This is a genomic window from Oerskovia sp. Root22 (assembly GCF_001429135.1).
Classification (GTDB): Bacteria; Actinomycetota; Actinomycetes; order Actinomycetales; family Cellulomonadaceae; genus Oerskovia; species Oerskovia enterophila.
The window spans coordinates 56548-78634 of the sequence record NZ_LMIL01000011.1 but is presented as its reverse complement, the minus strand read 5'-3'; the positions used below and the strand labels follow the sequence as shown (position 1 = coordinate 78634).

18 protein-coding genes and 1 riboswitch are annotated in these 22087 nt (G+C 71.8%); of the genes, 5 read left to right on the top strand and 13 right to left on the bottom strand.

Annotated features, from left to right (window positions below):
- Positions 1 to 242 precede the first annotated feature (242 nt).
- The 6 genes from ASE15_RS15825 to ASE15_RS15800 form a co-directional block, all read right to left on the bottom strand.
- Positions 243 to 962: an ABC transporter ATP-binding protein gene (locus ASE15_RS15825; protein ID WP_056653240.1), complete on the bottom strand. Its 720-nt coding sequence runs from the start codon at positions 960 to 962 to the stop codon at positions 243 to 245.
- A complete protein-coding gene (locus tag ASE15_RS15820; protein WP_225220318.1) occupies positions 949 to 1971 on the bottom strand; it encodes an ABC transporter ATP-binding protein in 1023 nt (340 codons plus the stop codon). Before ASE15_RS15820 ends, ASE15_RS15825 begins: the two co-directional genes overlap by 14 nt.
- On the bottom strand, positions 1968 to 3443 hold the full coding sequence (locus ASE15_RS15815) for a branched-chain amino acid ABC transporter permease (RefSeq protein ID WP_082609068.1): 1476 nt from the start codon (positions 3441 to 3443) through the stop codon (positions 1968 to 1970). Before ASE15_RS15815 ends, ASE15_RS15820 begins: the two co-directional genes overlap by 4 nt.
- Positions 3440 to 4474, bottom strand: coding sequence for a branched-chain amino acid ABC transporter permease (locus tag ASE15_RS15810; RefSeq protein ID WP_139107950.1), 1035 nt, complete (start codon positions 4472 to 4474; stop codon positions 3440 to 3442). The genes ASE15_RS15815 and ASE15_RS15810 overlap by 4 nt, the downstream gene beginning before the upstream one ends.
- Before the next feature lie 172 nt (positions 4475 to 4646).
- Positions 4647 to 5738: a branched-chain amino acid ABC transporter substrate-binding protein gene (locus tag ASE15_RS15805; protein WP_235534474.1), complete on the bottom strand. Its 1092-nt coding sequence runs from the start codon at positions 5736 to 5738 to the stop codon at positions 4647 to 4649.
- 469 nt (positions 5739 to 6207) lie between these two features.
- Entirely contained in the window at positions 6208 to 7059 is an 852-nt protein-coding gene (locus tag ASE15_RS15800) for an aldo/keto reductase (protein ID WP_056653246.1), read from the bottom strand.
- 233 nt (positions 7060 to 7292) lie between these two features.
- On the opposite strand from ASE15_RS15800, the gene ASE15_RS15795 reads away from it, so the two are divergent.
- The 4 genes from ASE15_RS15795 (at position 7293) to ASE15_RS15780 (ending at position 10767) form a co-directional block, all read left to right on the top strand.
- Positions 7293 to 8828 (top strand): polysaccharide deacetylase family protein, encoded by a 1536-nt coding sequence (locus ASE15_RS15795; protein ID WP_157277252.1) that lies wholly within the window; start codon positions 7293 to 7295, stop codon positions 8826 to 8828.
- A gap of 182 nt (positions 8829 to 9010) precedes the next feature.
- Positions 9011 to 9214 carry a cold-shock protein gene (locus ASE15_RS15790; protein WP_030152390.1) on the top strand — a complete coding sequence of 68 codons (204 nt, stop codon included), beginning with the start codon at positions 9011 to 9013 and terminating at the stop codon, positions 9212 to 9214.
- Positions 9215 to 9345: 131 nt separating this feature from the next.
- Positions 9346 to 9457, top strand: a riboswitch (SAM riboswitch).
- 107 nt (positions 9458 to 9564) lie between these two features.
- Positions 9565 to 9933, top strand: coding sequence for a hypothetical protein (locus tag ASE15_RS15785; protein WP_056764323.1), 369 nt, complete (start codon positions 9565 to 9567; stop codon positions 9931 to 9933).
- 132 nt (positions 9934 to 10065) lie between these two features.
- Positions 10066 to 10767: a hypothetical protein gene (locus ASE15_RS15780; protein ID WP_056764321.1), complete on the top strand. Its 702-nt coding sequence runs from the start codon at positions 10066 to 10068 to the stop codon at positions 10765 to 10767.
- Between the two features lie 87 nt (positions 10768 to 10854).
- On the opposite strand, the gene ASE15_RS15775 is transcribed toward ASE15_RS15780, so the two are convergent.
- The gene (locus ASE15_RS15775; protein ID WP_235534519.1) at positions 10855 to 14862 is read right to left on the bottom strand and encodes a bifunctional RecB family nuclease/DEAD/DEAH box helicase; all 4008 of its coding nucleotides are present in this window, start codon (positions 14860 to 14862) and stop codon (positions 10855 to 10857) included.
- A 193-nt stretch (positions 14863 to 15055) separates the two neighbouring features.
- Here ASE15_RS15775 and ASE15_RS15770 point away from each other — a divergent pair, with 193 nt between their 5' ends.
- Positions 15056 to 16138 carry an excalibur calcium-binding domain-containing protein gene (locus ASE15_RS15770; RefSeq protein WP_157277251.1) on the top strand — a complete coding sequence of 361 codons (1083 nt, stop codon included), beginning with the start codon at positions 15056 to 15058 and terminating at the stop codon, positions 16136 to 16138.
- 114 nt (positions 16139 to 16252) lie between these two features.
- On the opposite strand, the gene ASE15_RS15765 is transcribed toward ASE15_RS15770, so the two are convergent.
- The 6 genes from ASE15_RS15765 to ASE15_RS15740 all read right to left on the bottom strand — a co-directional run bounded on the left by ASE15_RS15765 (position 16253) and on the right by ASE15_RS15740 (position 22025).
- Positions 16253 to 17017: an amino acid ABC transporter ATP-binding protein gene (locus tag ASE15_RS15765; protein WP_056653646.1), complete on the bottom strand. Its 765-nt coding sequence runs from the start codon at positions 17015 to 17017 to the stop codon at positions 16253 to 16255.
- Between the two features lie 98 nt (positions 17018 to 17115).
- Positions 17116 to 18159, bottom strand: coding sequence for an amino acid ABC transporter permease (locus ASE15_RS15760; RefSeq protein ID WP_082609069.1), 1044 nt, complete (start codon positions 18157 to 18159; stop codon positions 17116 to 17118).
- 29 nt (positions 18160 to 18188) lie between these two features.
- On the bottom strand, positions 18189 to 19112 hold the full coding sequence (locus ASE15_RS15755) for an ABC transporter substrate-binding protein (RefSeq protein ID WP_082609070.1): 924 nt from the start codon (positions 19110 to 19112) through the stop codon (positions 18189 to 18191).
- Positions 19113 to 19435: 323 nt separating this feature from the next.
- On the bottom strand, positions 19436 to 20365 hold the full coding sequence (locus ASE15_RS15750; RefSeq protein ID WP_056764315.1) for an ABC transporter substrate-binding protein: 930 nt from the start codon (positions 20363 to 20365) through the stop codon (positions 19436 to 19438).
- A gap of 169 nt (positions 20366 to 20534) precedes the next feature.
- Positions 20535 to 21584 (bottom strand): aldo/keto reductase, encoded by a 1050-nt coding sequence (locus ASE15_RS15745; protein ID WP_056764313.1) that lies wholly within the window; start codon positions 21582 to 21584, stop codon positions 20535 to 20537.
- Positions 21585 to 21635: 51 nt separating this feature from the next.
- Positions 21636 to 22025 carry a MerR family transcriptional regulator gene (locus ASE15_RS15740; RefSeq protein WP_056764310.1) on the bottom strand — a complete coding sequence of 130 codons (390 nt, stop codon included), beginning with the start codon at positions 22023 to 22025 and terminating at the stop codon, positions 21636 to 21638.
- Positions 22026 to 22087: the final 62 nt, after the last annotated feature.

Sequence of the window (22087 nt, the reverse complement as noted above, 5' to 3'; positions counted from 1 at the left end):
GGGCTGCCCCGGCAGGGCTCGGCAGGGCTCGGCAGGGTGCGCCAGCCCAGCCAGGCGGGCCTGCCGAACGCGTCAGGAACCCGTCCTCGGACGGCAGCGGGCGGCCGGGGCTCACCGCACCCGACCGCCCGCTGCCCGTCGTCCACACGCTGTCCACAGCGTGTTCCACACGTTGTCCCCACTGCTGTCCACAAAGTTATCCACAGACCTGGGGACAGTGTGCACAGGCCGTGACCCGGTGCTCACGCGACGCCGAGGTACGCCTCCTTGATGCTCGGGTCCGCGAGCAGCTCCCGGCCGCCCCCGGACCGCACGACCTCGCCCGTCTCCAGCACGTACGCCCGGTGCGAGCGCGAGAGCGCCTGCCGGGCGTTCTGCTCGACCAGCAGCACCGTGGTGCCCTGCGCGTTGATCTCCGAGACGATCCGGAAGATCTGCTGGATGACCATGGGTGCGAGGCCCATCGACGGCTCGTCGAGCAGCATGAGCCGCGGCCGGGCCATGAGCGCGCGCCCGATCGCGAGCATCTGCTGCTCGCCCCCGGACATGGTCCCGCCCACCTGCGACGTGCGGTCCTCGAGGCGCGGGAAGAGCTCGAAGACCCGCGCCAGCGTCTCGTCGTGCACGGCCTTGTTCTCGAACGTGCGCCCGTAGGCCCCCATCTCGAGGTTCTCCAGGACCGTCATGCCGGGGAAGATCCCCCGGCCCTCGGGGGCCTGCACGATCCCCTCGAGCACCCGCAGGTGCGGCTTCATCCGGGTGATGTCCTTGCCGTCGAACACGATCTTCCCGCGCGACAACGGCCGGATGCCCGAGACCGCGCGCATGGTCGTGGTCTTCCCGGCGCCGTTGGCCCCGATGAGGGTCACGAGCTCGCCCTCCTCGACCGTGATCGACACGCCGCGCACGGCCTCGATCCGGCCGTACGCGACCGTCATGTCGGTGATCTCAAGCAGGGGCATCTGCGTCTCCCTCAGCCAGCTCCTCGTCAGGCACGCCCAGGTAGGCGGCGATGACCTTGGGGTCGGACGTGACGTCCTCGGGGGATCCGTCGGCGATGACCTTCCCGAACTCGAGCACCACGATCCGGTCCGTCACGCCCCGCACGAGACGCATGTCGTGCTCGATGAGCAGGACCGTGTACCCGTCGTCGCGGATGTGGCGGATGAGGTCCATGAGGGCCTCCTTCTCCGCCGGGTTGAAGCCCGCCGCGGGCTCGTCGAGGCACAGCAGCTTGGGCTCGGTCGCGAGCGCACGGGCGATCTCGAGGCGCCGCTGCTCGCCGTAGGACAGGTTGCGCGCCTTCTCCGTGGCGCGCGCCCCGACCCCGACGAACTCGAGGATCGCCATGGACCGGTCGATCGCGTCGCGCTCCTCCTGCCTGTGCCGACGCGTGCGCAGCAGCGCCCCCGGCACCGAGGTCCGGTGCCGCGCGTCCGTCCCCACGACCACGTTCTCGAGGGCCGTCATCTCGTTGAAGAGCCGGATGTTCTGGAAGGTCCGGGCGATGCCCAGTCGCGTGATCTGGTTGCGCTTGGCCTTGCCCAGGACCTGCCCGTCGAACCGGACCTGGCCCCTGGTGGGCCGGTAGACGCCGGTCATGGCGTTGAACGCCGTGGTCTTCCCGGCGCCGTTGGGCCCGATCAGCCCCAGGATCTCCCCGCGCCGGATGTCGAACGTGACGCTGTCCAGGGCCGTGAGGCCACCGAACACGACCGACACGTCCTCCATCTTGAGCAGCGGCTCGCCGACCTCGGCCAGGACCTCGCGGTCGGCCGCGACGATCTCGTCGACCAGCGCGGCGTCGGCGAGCTCGGGACGCACCTCGGTCACGTCGACCAGCACGGGCTCGTCGAGCCCCGCGCCGGGCAGGTACTTCTCGGCCATGGGCTCGCCCGCGTCGGCGGACAGCGACAGGTGCGCGTCGCCGACGTCGCCGCCGGCCCCCATGCCTCCGGGTTCGTTGCTCATCGGTTCCCCCCGTCGGTCGTTCCGTCGTTCCCGGTGGGATCGCTGTCGGTCGGCCCGTCGGGCCCGCGTCCCGTGGGTGCGTTCCCGCCCGTGCTGCCGCCAGGCGCACCCGACGCACCCGACGTACCTGATGTGCCCGACGACGGAGCGGACGTCGCGTACGCGGCCTGCGGGCCGCCGTCGGGCATCTTGGCGAGCGTGCGGCGCGCCGCGACGTACAGCTCGCGCCCGTACGTGAGCAGCTTCTGCCGGACGGGTATGAGCCCCTGCGGCCTGAAGATCATGAGCACCATGAGCGCGACCCCGAAGAACAGGTACTTGTAGTTCGCGATCGCGTTGCCGTCGATCGGGATGCCGAACAGCGACGTGCGCCCCAGGAAGAAGTTCGGCAGGTAAACGATGATGAACGCCCCGAGGATCACGCCCAGCTTGTTGCCCTGGCCGCCGAGCACGACCGCGCACAGGAACAGCACCGAGTTGATGATGTTGAAGTTCGTCGGGATGACGAACTGGACCTGGCCCGCGTAGATCGCCCCCGAGACGCCACCGATCGACGCCCCGATCACGAACGCCCACAGCTTGAACTTGAACGTGGGGACGCCCATGATCTCGGCTGCGTCCTCGTCCTCGCGGATCGCGACCCACGCGCGGCCCACGCGCGAGCGCTCGAGGTTCCCCACGAGCAGCAGCGAGATGATGATGAAGACGAGCGACAGCCAGAACCACCACACGCCCGAGTTGAGCGTGCTCCCCACGTTGCCCGCCGAGAACACGCCGTTGGGCAGCTCCTCGGTCACGCCGAGCCGCGGGTAGGCGACCGACTTGAGGCCCTGACCACCGCCCGTGATCTCGTCGAGGTTGTCCGCGAGCAGACGCACGATCTCACCGAAGCCGAGCGTCACGATCGCGAGGTAGTCGCCGCGCAGTCGCAGCGTGGGCGACCCCAGGACCAGGCCCGACATGGCCGTGATCGCGACCGCGACCGGCAGGATCGCGAGCCACGCCCAGTCGTCGGACAGCCAGCCCTCGGGCTGGGTCACGTTCCACGGGCTGTCGGGGCTCGTGAGGATCGCGAGCGTGTACGCGCCGATCGCGTAGAAGCCCACGTAGCCGAGGTCGAGCAGGCCCGCCTGCCCGACCACGACGTTGAGCCCGATCGCGATGAGCGCGTACATCCCGAACTGGGCCATGACGGCGCCGAAGTTGGTGCCGACCGTGGTCAGGACCGGGATGTTGAGGATCGGCAGGAGCGCGATGAACAGGACGAACGGCGCCCCGAACGCCCACTGGGCCGGGCGCGCGAGCGCGTCCCACCACAGGCGCAGCCGGTCCCCCGCGCCCCCGTGGGGGCGCTGGGCGACGGGCGTCTGGCCCGCGGGCGGGAGCTCGGGGCGGGGGCGAGCCGGTGATGCCGGTGCCGCCTGCCCCGATCCTGTCGTGCCGGCGTTCTCTGCAGGAGTGCTGGTGCTCATGCTCGCGCCCTCCCCAAGGACTCGCCGAGGATGCCGGTCGGTCGGAACATCAGGACCACGATCAGCAGGACGAACGCGACGACGTCGCGCCACTCGGTGCCGAACACGACCTGGCCGTAGTTCTCCATGACGCCCAGCAGCAGACCACCGAGCAGCGCCCCGCGCAGGTTGCCGATCCCGCCGAGGACCGCCGCGGAGAACGCCTTGATGCCGAGGATGAAGCCGCCCGAGTAGATGATCCCGTTGGGCACGCGCAGCGTGTAGAGCAGGGCCGCGGCCCCGGCCAGGACGCCGCCGATGAGGAACGTCAGCATGATGATGCGCTCGCGCGAGACGCCCATGAGCGTCGCGGTCACGGGGTCCTGCGCGACCGCGCGGATGCCGCGGCCGAACTTGGTCCGGTTGATGAACATGTCGGTCGCGAGGGCCAGGATCAGGGCCGAGAAGATGATGATGAGCGTGACGTTGGTGACGTTGGCGCCGAAGATCTGGAACTGGACCTCGGGCTCGACCAGCCGGATGGGCTGCTCGGCGTTCACGCCGCCCAGCTCGCCGCCCGTCAGGGCCGGGAGCACGAAGTGCACGAACTCCTGGATGACGAACGAGGCGCCGATCGCGGTGATGAGGAAGACGAGCGACGGGGCCCCGCGTTTGCGCAGCGGTCTGTAGGCCACGCGTTCGAGCCCGACGGCGGCCCCTCCCGCGACCACCATGCCGCCGATCATCGCGATCCCCAGGTAGAGGACGGTCAGCAGGACGCCCTTGTCGAACGCGTCGCCGCTCGGGTAGAACCCGAGCGCGAGGAGCGTGGCGTACTGCCCGAACATGCCGAGCATGAAGATCTCGGAGTGGGCGAAGTTGATGAGGCGCAGCACCCCGTAGACGAGCGTGTAGCCCACGGCGACGAGCGCGTAGACCGCGCCGTAGGTCAGGCCGTCGACGGTGAGGGCCCAGAAGTTGCGGCCCAGGGCCGCGAGGTCGAATCCGATGAGTGGGTCTGCGGCGAGGACGTCGTGGACGAGCATCGACATGCTGCTCCTTCGAGCCGGTGGGAGGGCGGTCGGCCGACCGCGGTGCGCCCGCCCCGCGAGGAGGCGGGCGCACCGCGGCCCGCTCGGCGGCTGCCGTCAGGGCACACCGCCCCCGGCCCGGTCGTGCTCGACCAGGTGGGGGCGGCGCTCCGGACCGGCAGGCGCCGACCGGCTACTTGACCTCGTAGATCCAGATCAGGGCCGACGAGAGCTCGCCCGTGTCGTCCCACTTGTAGGTGCGGGCCAGGCCCTCACCGTCGTAGTTCGTCACGAAGTCGAGCATCCCGGCACGGTCCGTCACACCCGACGCGATCGCGGTGAGCATGATCGTGGCCAGGTCGTAGCCCTCGACCGAGTACACGCCGGGAGCCTGACCGTTGAGCGCCTCGTAGGCCGAGGCGAACTCGTCAGGAGCCGGGCCGCACGGGCACGACAGGATCGCGCCCTTGGACGCCGCGCCCGCCTGGGTCACGAACTGCGGGTCGTTGGTGCCGTCCGCGGACACGAACGGGATGTCGACGCCCGCGTCACGCAGCTGCTGCGCGAACGGCGCGGCCTCGGCGTAGTAGCCGGCGTAGAAGACCGCGTCGGCGTCCGAGCTCGAGATGATCTGGGTCGCCGCCGCGAAGTCCTTGTCACCGACCTTGACCTCGGCCGAGCACGAGTCGTCCGCCGCTTCACCGAGGCCCGCGGTGATCTCCTTGGCGAGGCCCACGCCGTAGTCCGAGTTGTCCTGGACGACGCAGACCTTGTCGTAGCCGAGCGTGTCCACCATGTACTTGGCGACCGCGGGGCCCTGGACCGCGTCGTTGGCAAGACCGCGGAAGAACGTCTTCCAGCCGTTCTTGGTGATGTCGGGGTTGGTCGCCGACGCCGACAGCGACGGCAGGCCCGCCTGGCTGAAGACGTCGCCCGTCGCGGAGGTCTCACCCGAGAACGCCGGGCCGAGGAGAGCGATGACGCTCGCGTCGCCGACGATCTGCGGAGCGACCTGGGTGGCCTTCTGCGGGTCGCCCTCGGTGTCGAACTCCTTGATGGTGACCTGGCAGCCCGCGTTCGCGGCGTTGAACGCGTCCACCGCGACCTTGGCGCCGTAGAGGATGTTCTGCCCGAGCGCGGCGTTGGGGCCGGTCAGTGCGCCCGCCATCGCGATCGAGGTCCCCTCGGCGCACTCGGCCGTGCCGTCACCGGCCGGGTCGACGGGGTCGCCCGACGTCGAGACCGGGACCTCCTGGCCGTCGATGTCGATCTGGACGGAAGGCACGATCGCGAGGTCGGCCGTGCCGGTCTCGCTCGACGACTCTGTCGATCCTGTGTTGTCCCCCTGAGACTGAGTACCGCATGCGGTGATGGCGAGGGTGGCAGCCAGCGCGAGTGCCAGCCCACCCGTCGTTCGACGTGCTGTGCGTTGCATTCCGAACCTCCGTGCGCCAGATCGCACCCGGGTGCTCAGATTCCTCGCACCCGCGGTGGATCACCTGAATATTCAGCACTGAATATCGTGCTGACGATGGCACAGGTCGGACGCGCGCGAAACCCCAGATGCACAATTGCAACCAGAGAGTCACACACGGCGAACCGGACAACGTGCCCGACGTTCCGGGCTCGGGTCCTGACGACCTGAGTGCCTGGAACGTATGCGGACACCGTTACGCGAGACTCCGTCCCGCGTTACGGGGCCGTCACGGGGACGTCTCGATTCGGCGGAGGCGCAGGTGAGGGACGGCCCGAGGTCAGGACGGGTACTGCGAGAACGCGGCTGTCGCGGGGTCGGAACCCAGGCGGGCGTCCGAGTCGAGCCCGTCGATCGCGGCGACCTCGTCGGACGAGAGCTCGAACCCGAACACGTCGATGTTCGCGGCGAGACGCTCGAGGTTCACCGACTTGGGGATGACGACCCGTCCCCCCTGGACGTGCCAGCGCAGGATCGCCTGGGCGGGGGTGACGCCGTGCGCGGCGGCGACCTTCGCCACGACGGGGTGGTCGAGGTCGGCACCCCGACCGAGCGGCGAGTACGCCTCGACCGCGATGCCCGCGGCGAGCGTCGCGGCCTGCGTGGCGCGCTGCTGGTACGTCGGGTGGACCTCGATCTGGTTGACGGCGGGCACCACGTCGGTCTCGGCGAGGAGCCGCCCGAGGTGGTCGGGCAGGAAGTTCGACACACCGATCGCGCGCGCCGCGCCGTCGGCGTAGAGCTTCTCGAACGCCCGCCAGGTCTCGACGTAGAGGTCCTTGCTGGGGACCGGCCAGTGGATCAGGTACAGGTCGACGACCTCGAGGTCGAGGGCCTCGCGCGAGTCCTCGAAGGCCTGGAGGGCGGACTCGAACCCCTGGTCGCCGTTGCGCAGCTTGGTCGTCACGAAGACCTCGTCACGGTGCAGCCCGCTCGCTCGCAGCGCCGCGCCGACCCCGGCCTCGTTGTAGTAGCCGGCCGCGGTGTCGATGTGCCGGTAGCCCGCCTCGAGCGCCTCCTCGACGTTCTGCTGGGTCGCGTCGTCGGGCACCTTGAAGACGCCGAGGCCGACCTGCGGGACGGTGACGCCGTTGTTCAGCACGACGCCGGGGACCTGGGAGGGAGAGACCATCACTCAGTTCTACCCCGCGTGCGGCCGTGGGCACCACCCGCCACGTGGCGGGTGGTGCCGCCTCGCACGCCTCGAGGGGCGACTGCGGCCGGGTACGCGACGCGTGCGCGGCGCGTGAAGGTCGTGGAGCACCTGGGGCGGCCGTGCGAGGGGTCGAGGCGGACGCTGTGGCGCTCGCCTCATCGGCCCGTCCGGACGCGACGCGCACCGTCCCTGCGTGGCACGGTGGCCTGATGTCCCCGCACGCCTCCCCGTCCCGCGGTCTGCCGCCGGGCGGTTCCTCCCCTGCGCGCCCGCAGAACCGGGCTGTCCGGGTCGTCGCCGCCCTCGTCGCCCTGCTGGTCGTCGCCGCGGGCGTCACGTTCTTCCTGACGCGCGCGTCCGCACAGCCGTCGGCTCAGCCCTCGCCCGCCCCGTCGCCGACCGCGACCAAGGTCCCCGCGGAGCGGGTCGACCCGCCTGCGGTGCTCGACCCGACGTCCGTCGAGAACCTCGAGATCCACCAGGAGTCGACCGCGGACACGGGCGACGCCCGCTCGATCTCGACCGTCGCGATCCCCGGCGAGCACTCGCTGGGACGGGCGTTCGGTCGCTTCGTCGACGCGACGACGCAGGCCTACGAGGCTGCGGTCGACCCCACCGCGACGGGCAACGAGCTCAACGTCGGCTGGGACCTGGTGCTCGCGCAGGGCGACGTGCTGGGCGTGCACGCCTCGACCTACGCCTTCACGGGCGGGGCGAACGGTGAGCTCGGCAGCCAGACCTTCTACACCGACCTCCCGCGCGCGACCACGACGTGGTCGGCCGACCTGCTCACCGCGGACGGCCGCAAGCAGGCCGCGGAGTGGGCGGGAGCGGCGCTCGCGGCAGCGGGGCTGGGGTTCGGCGAGCCTGTGCCGTCGTCGGAGGACACGTTCCGGGACGTCCGTCTCGGGCCCGACGGCGCCGCGACCCTGGTCTTCTCGCCCGGCCTGGTCTCGGCACGGGCCGACGGGGAGCTCGCCGTGCGGCTCGAGCCGGACGCGACCCGGTCCGTCCTGTCGGCCGTCGGCAAGCAGCTCGCCGAGGTCGCGGCGAGCGGTGCACCCTTCATGGGGATCGCCCCGCCCCCTGTCGAGGAGCCGCCCGTGGCCGCACCGCCCCCCGCCTCGCCCGACGCGCCGGACTGCTCGGTGCTCAAGTGCATCGCCCTGACCTTCGACGACGGCCCCGGCAAGTACACGTCCCAGCTCCTCGACACCCTCGCCGAGAAGCAGGCCAGGGCCACGTTCTTCCTCGTCGGGCGGTCCGTCCAGGCGAACCCCCACCTGGTGCGTCGCGAGGTCGCGGAGGGGCACGCCGTCGGGAACCACACGTGGTCCCACCCCGACCTGTCGAAGCTCGGCACCGACCAGATCTCGCAGGAGCTGCAGTCGACCGCGGACGCGGTCGAGGCCGCGTCGGGCGTCCGACCGACGCTCGTACGGCCTCCGTACGGCGCGACGAGCGATACTGTGACGAGTGTCCTCTCCCAGCGCAACGAGCCGGCGATCCTGTGGAACGTCGACACCGAGGACTGGAAGAACAAGGACTCGGCCATGACCTCGGAGCGGGCCCTCGCAGGTGCCCGACCTGGGGCGATCCTGCTGATGCACGACATCCACGCCTCGACCGTGTCGGCCGTGCCCGGCATCGTGGACAGCCTGCGGGCTGCTGGTTACACGCTCGTGACCGTGCCCGATTTGCTCGGTCATGACCTGGTTGGGGGACACAAGTACTTCAATCGTTAGCAACAGGGGTAGCACAGTCGGAGTAACCCCTGTACCGTTACCGGTGAGATTGCAGTGCCTCGCTTGTCCTTGCGCAACGGCCCCATGCCACCGCGAACCTTGTTACCCAAGAGTTGACGACGAACACCGTGATGTTCGGCTCCAGATCATGGAGCTGTTTGAAACTCTAGAAGGAGATCCCCATGGCATTGGGAACCGTGAAGTGGTTCAACGGCGAGAAGGGCTACGGCTTCATCGCACCTGAGGACGGCAGCGCCGACGTGTTCGCGCACTACTCCGCCATCCAGACGCAGGGCTTCCGCTCGCTCGAGGAGAACCAGCGCGTCGAGTTCGACGTGACGCAGGGCCCCAAGGGCCCGCAGGCGGAGAACATCCGCCCGCTCTGATCTCACTCGCCTCCGGGCGTAGCTGATCATTGAACGAGTGCCCCCGACCGGTTCGCCGGTCGGGGGCACTCGTGCGTCCAGGACCAGGTACCCCTGTGCCTGGTCCTGGACGCCGTGGTAGAACTGAGAACGGTCCAGAGGACCAGCGAACCGCCCTCCGGCGTGCTGGTCCGGCAACCGCGCGACGCGCACGGTGCTCCCGGAGGAAGACCCGCCCCCACACCCGTGGGGGAAGAGCGAGCAGCCCCACGCCGCAGCGCTCGTCCTCGTGCCCCTCGCCCTGGGCCTCGCCCGGGTGGGTGCCCGCACGCGGGTGAGCTCCGCCGTCGGGCACGGAGAGAAGGAGCACCATGGCCCAGCACGTCATGGAACGCCGGGCGAGCACCGCCCCCTGTCCCGTACCGACCGTGTGCGACCGGTACGACACCGGGCACCTCCTGCACCCCGTCCACGCACGCATGCTGGGCAACCGGCCCTGGGGCTGGCGTGACGGCACGGTCCGCGCGGTGCGACCGGTCGACGGAGGCGTCGAGGTCGTCGTCGAGTACACGACGGGTGAGGGAGCGTGCCGCGTGTGGCACCACACGGGGCTCGACCTGGCCGACGGGCTGACCGTGCGCGTGCACGAGCAGTACCACGCGCTCGAGCTCGCGGGACAGCCGCTCAACGTCCGCCTCCTGGGTGGGGTGGGCTGCGTACCGGAGCCCGCTCCCCGCTGAGTGCATGGTTCGGCAGGGACTCGCCGGGCGTGTCGCTGCCGAACCACGCACTCGACGGAACGGAGGGGCGGCGAACCGCGTTGAACCGGTGAGGGCACCCGCCCTCGACGGTTCGACCAGAAGGACACGCTCATGGGATTCCTCGACCGCCTCCTCGGCCGCACCCCGCAGGACGAGGGGATGCCGCGCCGCCACGCGACCTACGACGGCCACGAGTCCCCCGTGTACGGCACCCCGCCCCCCGCTCCGACGGGTCCGGGGCGCAGCGAGGACGACGTCGCGATCGACCGCTACCGTTACCTGCTGCGCACGGCTCCCCCTGAGGCCGTCGAGCAGGCGCACACCGAGGCGTTCGAGCGGCTCACGCCCGAGCAGCGGCGCCGTGTGCTCACCGACCTCGGCGAGAACCTGCCGCCCGCCGAGCGCGCGACCTCCGACGACCCGCAGTCGCTCGCCCGCATGGCGACCCGCGCCGAGATGCGCAACCCCGGCACGCTCGAGCGGTCGTTCGGCGGCCGGCAAGGGGTCGGCGGCCCGGGCGGGCCCGGCATGGGCTCGATGATCGGCTCGAGCATGCTCGGCACCATCGCGGGCGTCGTGATCGGCTCCGCGGTCGCCAACATGATGTTCGGCCCGATGTTCGGCGACCCGACCGCGAACCTCGCGGGCGACGGCGGGACGGGAGGCGAGGGGGATCCCGGGGCGACCGAGGCCGACCCTGGAGCGGGCGACACGGGCGGTGAGGTCACCGAGGCCGGAGGGGACCTCGGCGGTGACTTCGGTGGGTTCGGCGACTTCGGTGGTGGGGACTTCGGAGGGTTCGGGGACTTCTGAGCCCTGACCCGCCGCTGAGTGCGTGGTTCGGCAGCGACTCGACCGGCGTGTCGCTGCCGCATCATGCACTCAGCGGAAGCTCGGCCGCTACCGAGCAGCCCCTGACTGGCACAGCCCGATGAACGCGCCCAGCTCGGCGAGCTCCTCGGGGTGGTGCGGCAGGTAGTCGGTGAGCCGGTGCGAGCGGACCACGACGGCGCACCACTGGCCCCGCGAGACCGCGACGTTCACGCGGTTGCGCGACAGCAGGAACTCCATGCCGCGCGGCACGTCCTCACGTGCCGAGGCCGTCATCGAGACGATCGCGACGGGCGCCTCCTTGCCCTGGAACTTGTCGACCGTTCCCACGCGCACGTCCCCCAGCCCCGCGGCCTGGAGCGCGTGCCGCACGGTCCAGACCTGCGCGTTGTAGGGGGCCACGACCACGAAGTCGTGCTGGTCGAGCGGCCGAGAGCAGGCGGCGGCCCCACCGTGGGAGCCTGCGGCGCCCCCACCCCGCCCGCCCGGGTACCAGGTGGTCCCGAGCAGCGCCTGGACCTGACGCACGATCTCCTGGGCCTCCTCGACCGAGGACACCGCGTTCCCTGCGTGCTCGACCTCGACCACGTGCACGCCGGGCTCGACCCCCACGAGCAAGCGTTCGCCCGCGGCCGCCTCGGCGTGCAGCAGGCCCTCGTACGCGAGCTCGGACACCGCGTCGCACAGCGCCGGGTGCATGCGCCACGACCGCGCGAGGAAGTAGCCGTACTCCGGTGGCAGCACGTCGTGCCCGCCGCCGGCGCGGGTCAGCCAGCCGAGGGCCGACTGGTCGACCGGCTCGGGGTGCTGCCCCTGCGAGACCTGCGGGAGCTGCTGCGGGTCGCCCAGGAGCAGGAGCCGCTGCGCGGCCCGCGAGACCGCGACGGTGTTCGCGAGCGAGAACTGCCCGGCCTCGTCGATCACGAGCAGGTCGAGCTCGCCGTCGCCGAACCGCTCGACGTGCGCGAAGTCCCAGGCCGTCCCGCCGATCACACCGGGACCTTCCGCGACGAAGGCCGAGGTCTGCGCGGAGTCCACGAGCCGCCAGGGGACGAGCCGCGAGCCCTCGGGCAGGTCCGCCGCGGCGACGTCGTCGGCCAGGCCGGAGCCCACGTCGCGCCCGACCCTCGACACGTCGCGCCCCTTGGGGCCCGAGGCCTTCTTGCCCACGCGGTCCGCAGGCACCCCGCCCTTGCTGATGACTCCCGCGAGGACGTTCTCGACGACGTCGTGCGACTGCGCCACCACGCCCACGCGCCAGCCCTCGGCGACGAGGCTCCCGATCACCTTCGAGGCGAGGTGGGTCTTCCCGGTGCCGGGAGGGCCCTGGACGCCGAGGTACGACCCGTCGAGGGCGCGGACGGCGTCCGTGACCGCGTCGATGTACCGCTCGGGGCCGTCACCCAGCGTGGGCAGCGGGCCGCCCGACGACGTGCGCGGCGGGCGCCTGCGCAGCAGGTCGAGCGCAGGGCGGTCGGGAAGCACCAGCGGGGCCTCGACCCCAGCGGGGTTCTGGCCCTGCACGAGCGTCGCGAGCGCCCGGATCGAGGCCTCCTGCTGCGGTGTGGGCAGCACCTGGCCCACCGTCAGCGCCATGGGCAGCACGTCGTGCGTGGCGGCCCCCTTGGGGACGGGCATCCGCACGTCGAGGACGTCGACCTCCCGGCCGCTCGCGAGCCGTCCGCGCTCGACGCCGTGCACGCGCACGCTCCCCGTCGACCAGCGCACCGCGCCGTGCGCGGGCTCGATCCCGTCGGGAGCCGGCCCCTCGAAGAGCGCGGTCGCGCCCTCGTAGCCCGCCTTGAGCTCGGTGCCGTCGGGCAGCTCGCCGTAGAGCCGCAGACGACGCGACGGGTTGCTGCGCGGCGTCGCCCGGGCCCAGTCCTCGATCACCTCGGCCCGCTCCACGACGAAGTACGACCGGGGCGTCTGCCACTCGTCCACGGGGTCCTTGAGCCGCGAGAAGTACTCCTGCCAGAAAGGCTTGGCCTCGCGCCAGTAGTACCCGACCCCGGCGCCCAGGAGCGCGACGGCCTCCTCGTCGTCGGTCCGTCCGGCCCCCGAGCGGCCGTCCACGCCGCCCGCGAGCCCCCGCACGTCGAGCTCGACCTGCTCGGCCTCGGCGCGCTTGGCCCGGCGCGCCACCTCGGCGTCGCTGAGCTCGAGGGCGGGCGGCAGGTCGTCCTCCCACCCGTTGCCCACCGGGGGCGTCGTCCGTACGTCGCTCGTCGCGGGGGCCGTGCGTCCGGCGAGGCCCAGCAGGAACTCGTGCAGCCGCAGGGTCGAGAGGCAGTCGTACTCGTTGTAGTCGGCGATGCCGCGCAGCAGCCTGGCCGCCTCCTCGTCGTCGCCCGCGTCGCGCGCGGCGCACCAGGTCGCGTAGGCCACGACCGACGCGGCGGCGTCGGTCACGTCGCCGCCGCGGAGCTGGTCGCCCATGTACAGCGGTTCGAGCTTCTTGATCGAGTACGACGGCGCCGAGACCTTGAGCGAGTGGCGCACGGTCGCGTAGAGGTCGACGAGCACGCCCTGGCGCAGGAGGTCGTCGACCTCCTGCTCGTAGACCCCGTGGCGGGCCGCGATCGACAGCAGGTGGGTCTTCTCGTAGGACGCGTAGTGGTAGACGTGCAGCCCGGGGTACTGGGCGCGTCGCTTGGCCAGGTAGTCGACGAAGTCGACGAGCGCCTGCTTCTCCTGCTCCAGGTCGTGCGCCCAGAACGCGTGGAAGGGCGGTACCTCCCCCGAGGTGCCGGGTCGCTCGACCAGCCCGAACAGGTAGTCGATGTTCCACGTGATGTCGCCGGTCGCCGGGTCCGTGACCGACCACAGCGGGTCGCCCTCGAAGTCGAAGAACACGTCGCCCGGATCCGGCGGGGGCAGGGCGCGCAGCGGCGCGGGGTCGACGACCACGTAGGACAGCGTGTGCTGCTCGGTCCCGGTGCCGCCCGGGGCGTCCTCGGCGCCATGAGCGACCGCCCCCTCCCCGGCAGTGCTGCCGGGGCTGCTCGCGTCGACATCCCCCACCCCGGTGGCCGCCCGCGTGCTCCACGTGACCGACCCGCTGGGGCCGGGGCCCAGGCCCGGCACCTCGCCCCCGTCCGCCGGCACGTCGACCAGCCCGGCCTGGAGCCGGGCCTGGACCCTCAGCGTCTCGAACGTGCGCGCCGCGAGCCCGCGCGGCGGGGTCGTGGCCGACGCGAGTTGGGTCATGGTGGTGATGCCACCCGCGCGGAGCCTCACGCGCTGGGTGCTGCGCAGGCCCGCGACGCGGAGCAGGTCGTCGTGCTCCTCGACCTGCTGGGCGCAGTACCCGCACGTCCCGCACTGCCGCAGCCCGGGCGCGTCCCAGCGGACCGGCTCGCCGGCCGCGCGGTGCGCGTCCAGCAGGTGCAGCAGCTCGGCGCGCCGCTCGCGGAACACGGGCAGGACGTCCGCGAGCCGGTGGTCGGTCACGGCCCGCGTGCCGAGGATCAGGTGCAGCACGGGCGACGTCTCGACGCCGGCTGCCAGGAGCTGGTCGGCGTAGGCGGCGAGCTGGAGCAGCGCGGGGACCTTGGCGCGCCGCGCGAGCTTGGCGTCGTACACCGCGTACTCGGGGCCGCCCGCACCCGGCGCGCCGGGCCCTCCCAGGGTGCGCGACGTCGTCGGGCCGGCGGGGAGCAGGGGGACGTGGGCCGCCCGGCTGTCCGTGCGGATCAGGAAGTCCGCGCGGCCGTGGAAGCGGCCGTCGAAGAACGAGCCCTGGTAGACGACCTCCACCCCGTCACGCAGGGCCGCGAGCGTCGCGGCGTGCGCGGCCACGAGGTCCTCGCGGCGCATGGTGCGCGACACGGGGATCTCCCGGACGGCGTCAGCACCCACGAGGTCCACGAGCCCGGCGAGGACGTGCTGCTCGTGCACGTCGCCCAGGGTCGCGGTGCGTTCGAGCATGTCGTCGACCTCGACCGCACCGCGGGCAGCGCGCCCCGTCTTCTCGTCGAGCGTGCGCAGCAGGCGGTACTCGCACTCGCTCGCCGCGACGAGGTCGCTCGCGGAGAACACGAGCAGCTCCTCCGCGGACGGGTCCTGCTGGTCCATCAGGAACACGACGACTCCTCGGGATCGCTCACGCGCGCTGCCGATCGCCCGTGGAGGCTGCCGACCGGGGGCCGCCGCACGCGTCTCGGCCCGGTTCCTTTGTACCCGGCGCCGCTGACAGGGTACGGAATTGGCGTCAACGGGCCGATCTGCAGCATAGTGAGCGCGCTGGAACTGTCGAAGGAGCTCTCCCATGGCCGTACATTTCAACCCGCCGCCCGGCTGGTTGGTACCTCCCGGTTTCGCCCCTTCGTCCGACTGGCATCCCGACCCGGCCTGGCCGGCCGCGCCCCAGGGCTGGGTCTTCTGGGTGGAAGCCGCCCCTGCCGTCCCCGCGCCGCCGGCGCCACCCGCCCCGCCCGCCTCGGGGGCGGAAGCCTGGTCCCGCGAGACGCCGGGGGGCGGGATCCCCGTCCTCTTCCAGACCGCGGTCGTGCCCGGAGCCGCGGTGGCGCCCTCGCCCGCTGACTCCACGCACGTCATGGCCCCCGTCACGTCGCCCGGGGACGGGACGCCCGCCGTCGGGCCGACGAGGCGGTCCCGCCGCGACGTGAGCGCTCCCGCGCCCGCGGAGGCGCCCTCCTCGACCATGATCCTGCCGGTCGTCGGTGCTGCTGCAGCCCCGCCCGTCGCGGCCACGAGCGCCGCCCAGGCCGACGGGCCCGCCGTCGCCGTCGGGACTGCTGCCTCGCCCGCAGGGCCCACTCCTGCCGCCGACCGGGGGCCGCTCGCGATCTTCTCGAGCGACGACGAGGAGCGCGAGGAGCGGACGTACATGCGCTGGCTCCTGCCCCTCGGGATCGGCGTGGGCTGCCTCGCCGTGGGGCTGCTCATCGGCCTCGGCGTGACGCTCAAGGCCCAGTCGGAGGCCGGGGACGCCACCGCGGCGGCCGCCCTCACGACCGAGCAGATGGCCGCCGAGCGCGAGAAGCTCGACGCCGAGCGAGCCGACCTCGAGACGCAGCTCGCCGGGATCGCGGCCTCGACCGAGGCCGTCACGGCCCGTGAGACCGCCGCGACCACCAAGGAGGCCGAGCTCGACGCGCGCGACGTCGCGCTCGACGACCGCGAGGTGGCGATCGCGGAACGCGAGGCCGCGGTGCAGGACAACGGCGACGACGGGAACGACGGCGGCTGGGACTCGGGCAAGGTCAACGGCGTCTACCTGACGTGCGAGGCCGCGAGACGCGACGGCAAGACGCCGCTCAAGAACGACGACGCGGGCTTCAACCCGGCGCTCGACTGGGACGGCAACGGGGTGGCCTGCGAGCGCTGACCGGCTCTCGCCGGCGGGCGCCTCGGCCCCTCTCGTGGTGGTGGTACGACGGACGTGGCCCCTGGACCGAGCGGTCCAGGGGCCACAGCTCACGCTCGACACAGGCGCGGACGGTTACAGCACGTGCGCCAGGAACTCCCGGGTCCGCTCCTCGCGCGGGTTCGTCAGCACCTCACGCGGGTCGCCCTGCTCGACGATCACGCCGTCGTCCATGAAGACCACGTGGTCGCCGACCTCCCGTGCGAAGCCGATCTCGTGCGTCACGACGATCATCGTCATGCCGCTCTCCGCGAGGTCGCGCATGACCGCGAGGACCTCGCCCACGAGCTCGGGGTCGAGCGCCGACGTCGGCTCGTCGAACAGCATGAGCTCGGGGTCCATCGCGAGCGCCCGCGCGATCGCGACCCGCTGCTGCTGACCACCGGAGAGCTGCGAGGGGTAGTGGTCGACGCGGTCGGACAGGCCGACCCGGGCGAGCAGCTCCTCGGCCCGCGCCCTGGCCTGCGCCCGCGACAGCCCACGCACCTGCACGGGGGCCTCCATGACGTTCTGGAGGGCCGTCATGTGCGGGAACAGGTTGAAGCGCTGGAACACCATGCCGATGCGCGAGCGCTGGGTCGCGATGACCTTGGGGTGCAGCCGGTGCAGGCGCTTCTTGCCGTTCTTCTCGACCTCGCGGTACCCGATCAGGTCGCCGTCGACGTAGATGCGCCCCGCCGTGAGGTCCTCGAGCTCGTTGATGCAGCGCAGCAGCGTCGACTTGCCCGAGCCCGAGGGGCCGAGCACCACGCACACCGAGCCCCGCGGCACCTCGAGGTCCACGCCCTTGAGGACGTGGACGTCACCGAACATCTTGTGCACCCCGGCGATCTCCACCATGGGGGCGGCGGACGCGTCGGCGTGTGCCGCCGTCGGGCCTGACGCGGGGGCGGAGGACGGGGTCGAAGCCCCCGACGGGCGGTCGAGAGCGTCCGCGGTCACGGGGTCACCTCCAGGAAGGGGTCGGCGTTCGCGGTCGTGCCCGACGCCGCTATCGCCTCCTGCTTGCTCGGCTTCTTGGGGCCCTTGCCCGGCTTGCGACGGCGGCTCGTGCCCGTCGACGAGCCGAACCCGCGCCCGTAGTACTGCTCGATGTAGTGCTGGCCGACCATGAGGATGCTCGTGATCAGCAGGTACCAGATCGCCGCGACCATGAGGAGCGGGATCGGGAGGAAGATGCGGTTCGCGATCGCGTTCGACGCGAACGTCAGGTCCAGGCTGAACGGCACCGCGAGGACCAGCGACGTGGTCTTGAGCATCGAGATGGTCTCGTTGCCCGTCGGCGGCACGATCACGCGCATGGCCTGCGGCAGGATGATGCGCCGCAGGATCTTGCCGTCCTTCATGCCCAGGGCCTTCGCGGCCTCGGCCTGGCCCGGGTCCACCGATCCCAGGCCCGCGCGGACGATCTCCGCGAGGTACGCGGCCTCGTTGAGCGCGAGCCCCAGGATCGCCGCGCGTGCCGCGGTGATGAGGTCGGCCGTGTCGAACACGAACCACTCGGGACCGAACGGGACGCCCAGGCTGAGCTTGGGGTACAGCACCGAGATGAGACCCCAGAACACGAGCTGGGTGTAGATCGGGGTGCCGCGGAAGAACCAGATGTAGAACCAGCTCGTCGCCCGCATGACCGGGTTGTCCGAGCGCCGCATGACCGCGAGGATCACCGCGAGCACGACGGCGATGGCCATCGAGGAGAACGTCAGGATGAGGGTCCAGCCCACGCCGCGCATGATCTGCACGTCCCGCAGGTAGAGCCAGACGACGTCCCACCGGAACTTCTCGTTCGTGACCAGGCCGTGGACGGCCATGGCCGCCAGGACGAGGAGGACCACGGCCGCCGCCCAGCGTCCTGGCCGGGGCACCGGGACCGCGTGGATGCGCTCCGGGATCCGGTCGGCAGGCGCGGACGCCGTGCCGAGGCTCGACGAGCCCCCGCCCGGCGATCCGTCGGGCGATGGGGTGCTGGGCGGCTGGGCCATGGCTACCTCTGTTCTGTCAGGGGATCAGCTCAGGAGACCACGGGGTTGAGCTCGGCCGTGGTCACCGCACCGGAGGCGTTGCCCCAGGTGTCGAGGATCGTCGTGTAGTCGCTGTCGTCGATGAGCTTCTGGACCGCGGCCTGGACGGCCTGCGCGAGCGCGGTGTCGTCCTTGGCGATCGCGATGCCGTGCAGCGAGTCGGCGAAGATGTCGCCGAGCTGCTCGATCTGGCCGCCCGTCTGGGTCACGGCGTAGGCCACGACCTGCGAGTCCGCGTACATGACGTCGGCCTTGCCGCCCACCAGGTTGGTCGTCACGTCGGCCTGGCTCGCGTAGCGCAGCGGCGTGATGTCGGGCTTGCCCGCGGCCTCGCAGTCCGCCATGAGGCCGTCGAGGGCCTCGTCCTCGACCGTGCCGGTCTGGACGGCGATGCTCAGTCCGCACACGTCGGTGGGGTCGACGTCCTTGGGGTTGCCCTGCGCCACCGCGAACGCCTCGCCCGCGCGGAAGTAGCTGACCATGTTGACCTCGGCCAGGCGCTCGGGCGTGATCGTGAAGCCCGAGACCCCGATGTCGTACTTGCTGCCGATCGCCGGGATGATCGACGCGAAGTCGGCGTTGGTGACCTCGACGTCGAGGCCCAGGACGGCGCCGACGGCCTTGGCCAGGTCGACGTCGTAGCCGACGATCGTCTTGCCGTCGTCACCGATGAACTCGGCGGGGGCGTACGTGGCGTTGGTGCCGACGGTCAGGAGGCCGGCCTCGACGACGTCGGCCGGGAGCATCGCGGCGATCGTCTCGTCCTTGGCGATGGTCGACGGGTCGAACGTCGCGGTCGACGAGCCGCCGGCGGTGGGGCTCGCGCCCGAGTCCGTCGAGGCGTCGGTGCACGCCGTGAGAGCGAAGGTCGCGACGAGGGCGGTCAGGGCGGTGAGGGCAGGCAGCCTGCGCATGGGGGTCTCCCGTTTCATGGTGATGAGCTCCGGCGCCGACCTCAGGGGGGTGGGTCGTGACACCGTGCAACGCGGGCAGCACGGAGCGGCGCCGCACCGTTGCCCTCCCAGTTTCCCGCGCGGGCGCCCCGACTGGCAAAACGACGCCGTTCCGGCCTGGGCTCCGGGAGCCGGGTGCGCCCCGGGCACCGGCCCGGATGCCGGCCCGGATGCCGGACCCGACGGCGGCCGGGCAGCTCCGTGGAGCTGCTCGACCGCCGTCGGGCCTGGCACCTCTCGACCGGTACCTCGGCCGGCTACCTCGCTCGGCTACCTCGCTCGGCTCAGGAGACCGGCGGGTTGACGACCGACTCGTCGAGGGCCCCCGCGTCGTTGCCCCACGAGGCCAGGATGTCGGTGAACGTGCCGTCCTCCATGAGGACCGTGAGCGCGGCCTGGATCGCGGCCGCGAGCTCGGTGTCCGCCTTCGCGGTCACGATCCCCTGGGGCGCGGAGTCGAACACGTCGCCGATCTGCTCGATCTCACCGTTCGTCTGCTCGATCGCGTAGGACACGATGGGCGAGTCGGCGTACATGATGTCGGCCTTGCCGCCCACGAGGTTGGTGGTCGCGTCGGCCTGGTTGTCGTAGCGCAGGACCTCGAGCGGCTGCTCGCCGTCCTCGACGCACGTCGAGCTGATCTCGTCGGCGCCCTCGTCCTCGACCGTGCCGGTCTGCACCGCGACGGTCAGGCCGCAGATGTTCGCCGGGTCGACGTTCTTGGGGTTGCCCTTCTGGACCGAGAACGCCTCGCCCGCGTTGAAGTAGCTGACCATGTTCGCCTCGGCCATGCGCTCGGTCGTGATGGTGAACGACGAGATGCCGACGTCGTACTTGCTGCCCAGCGCCGGGATGATCGCCGGGAAGTCGGCCGACTCGATCACGACCTCGAGCCCCAGGACCGCGCCCACGGCCGTGATGATGTCGATGTCGTAGCCGACCGGTGTCCGGCCGTCCGCGTCGATGAACTCGGCAGGTGCGTACTCCGTGTTGGACGCGACGACGAGCTTGCCCGCGCTCGCGATGCCGGCCGGCAGCAGGGCCGCGGCCGCGTCGTCCTTCTGGACCGACGTGAGGTCGAAGGGAGCTTCCGTGGAGGTCTCGCCCGCGGAACCGGTCGATGGGGAGTCGGTGGGCTGCGAGGCGTCGGTGCAGGCCGTGAGGGCCAGGGTCGCCGCGGCCGTGAGGGCGACGAGGAGAGGCATCTTGCGCATGAGAGCTCCGATCGGGTGGGTACGTCGTGGCGCGCCACTCTAGGGGCGATACGTCTCGCTCGCGTCACGTAAGGGTTTCGGTTCGGCACCTAGCCCTGACCCGCCCGACCGCGTCGCGCCCCCGGGTGGGCCCGACGCCTCGGTCGGCACGCACCCGATCAGCCCTTCGTCAGCCGTTGAGCGGCGACATGTCCAGGTACCGGTCACCCGCCGCGGCCCCGGCCGGGAGCACCGCGTCGAGCGCCGCGAGGTCCTCGGGAGTGAGCTCGACGGCCGCCGCGGCGACGTTCTCCTCGAGGTACCGAACCCGCTTGGTGCCGGGGATCGGGACGACGTCGTGCCCCTGCGCCAGGACCCAGGCCAGGGCGAGCTGCCCGGCCGTGATGCCTCGCGCCGCCGCGAGCGCACGCACCTGGGCCACGAGCGCGAGGTTGGCGTCGAGCGCGTCGCCCACGAAGCGCGGGTTGGTCCTGCGGTAGTCGTCCTCGGTGAGCCCGTCGACCGACGAGATGGTCCCCGTGAGGAAGCCGCGCCCGAGGGGTGAGTACGGGACGAGCCCGATGCCCAGCTCGCGCAGCGTCGGCAGGATCTGCGCCTCGACGTCGCGCGACCACAGCGAGTACTCGGTCTGGAGAGCGGTGATGGGGTGCACGGCGTGCGCGCGCCGGATGGTCTCGGGCGCGGCCTCGGACAGGCCGAGGTGGCGGACCTTGCCCGCCTGGACGAGCTCGGCCATGGCGCCCACGGTGTCCTCGATGGGTACGTCGGGGTCGACGCGGTGCTGGTAGTAGAGGTCGATGTGGTCGAGGCCCAGCCGCTGCAGGCTGCCGTCGACGGCCTGGCGCACGTACTCGGGTCGTCCGTCGATGGTCCGGTCGCCCGCGCTCGCCCCGGCTCGGGAGATCCCGAACTTGGTCGCGACCACGACGTCGTCGCGGGCCACGCCCGAGCTGCGCAGCGCGCGGCCCACGAGGCGTTCGTTGGTGTGCGGGCCGTACATGTCGGCCGTGTCGAGGAGGGTCACGCCCAGGTCGAGCGCGCGGTGGATCGTGGCGATCGAGGTCTCGTCGGTGGTCGAGCCCTCGCCGCTCGTCGCGCCGTAGAAGGCCGACATGCCCATGCAGCCGAGGCCCACGGCCCCGACCTCGAGCAGTGTCCCGTTCTCGGTGCTGCCGAGCGTGTGGGTGGGGAGGTGCCGAGCTGCGGTGGTGTCCGTCATGACTCCAGCGTGCGACTTCGAGTGCGCTCGAGGTCAAGAGGACGGCCGTCGTCAGCGGTCCCCGGTCCGCCCCTCGTAGACGTCGATCTTGCGCTCGATCGCCGCGAGGTGCTCCTGCACGGACGCGAGCTCGGCGCGCACGCGCTCGCGGTGCGCGTGCAGCAGACGCAGCCGCTCGGCCTCGTTGCCCTGGCCCGCGCGGACCAGGTCCGCGTACGCGCGCACCTCACGGATCGGCATGCCCGTGCCGCGCAGCCGCGTGAGGAGCACGAGCCAGTCGAGGTCACGAGGCGTGTAGCGCCGGTGCCCCGACGGGGCACGCTCGACCGCGTCGAGCATGAGCCCGTCGCGCTCGTAGTAGCGCAGGGTGTGGACGGTGAGGCCCGACGACGCGGCCGCTTCAGCGATGGTCAGCGCCGTTCCCGGGGCGAGAGCGGTCATGGGTCCAGCGTGCCACGGCGGCGCCGTCGGGCGCCGGGGGCAGGGGTGCTGATGTCGGACCG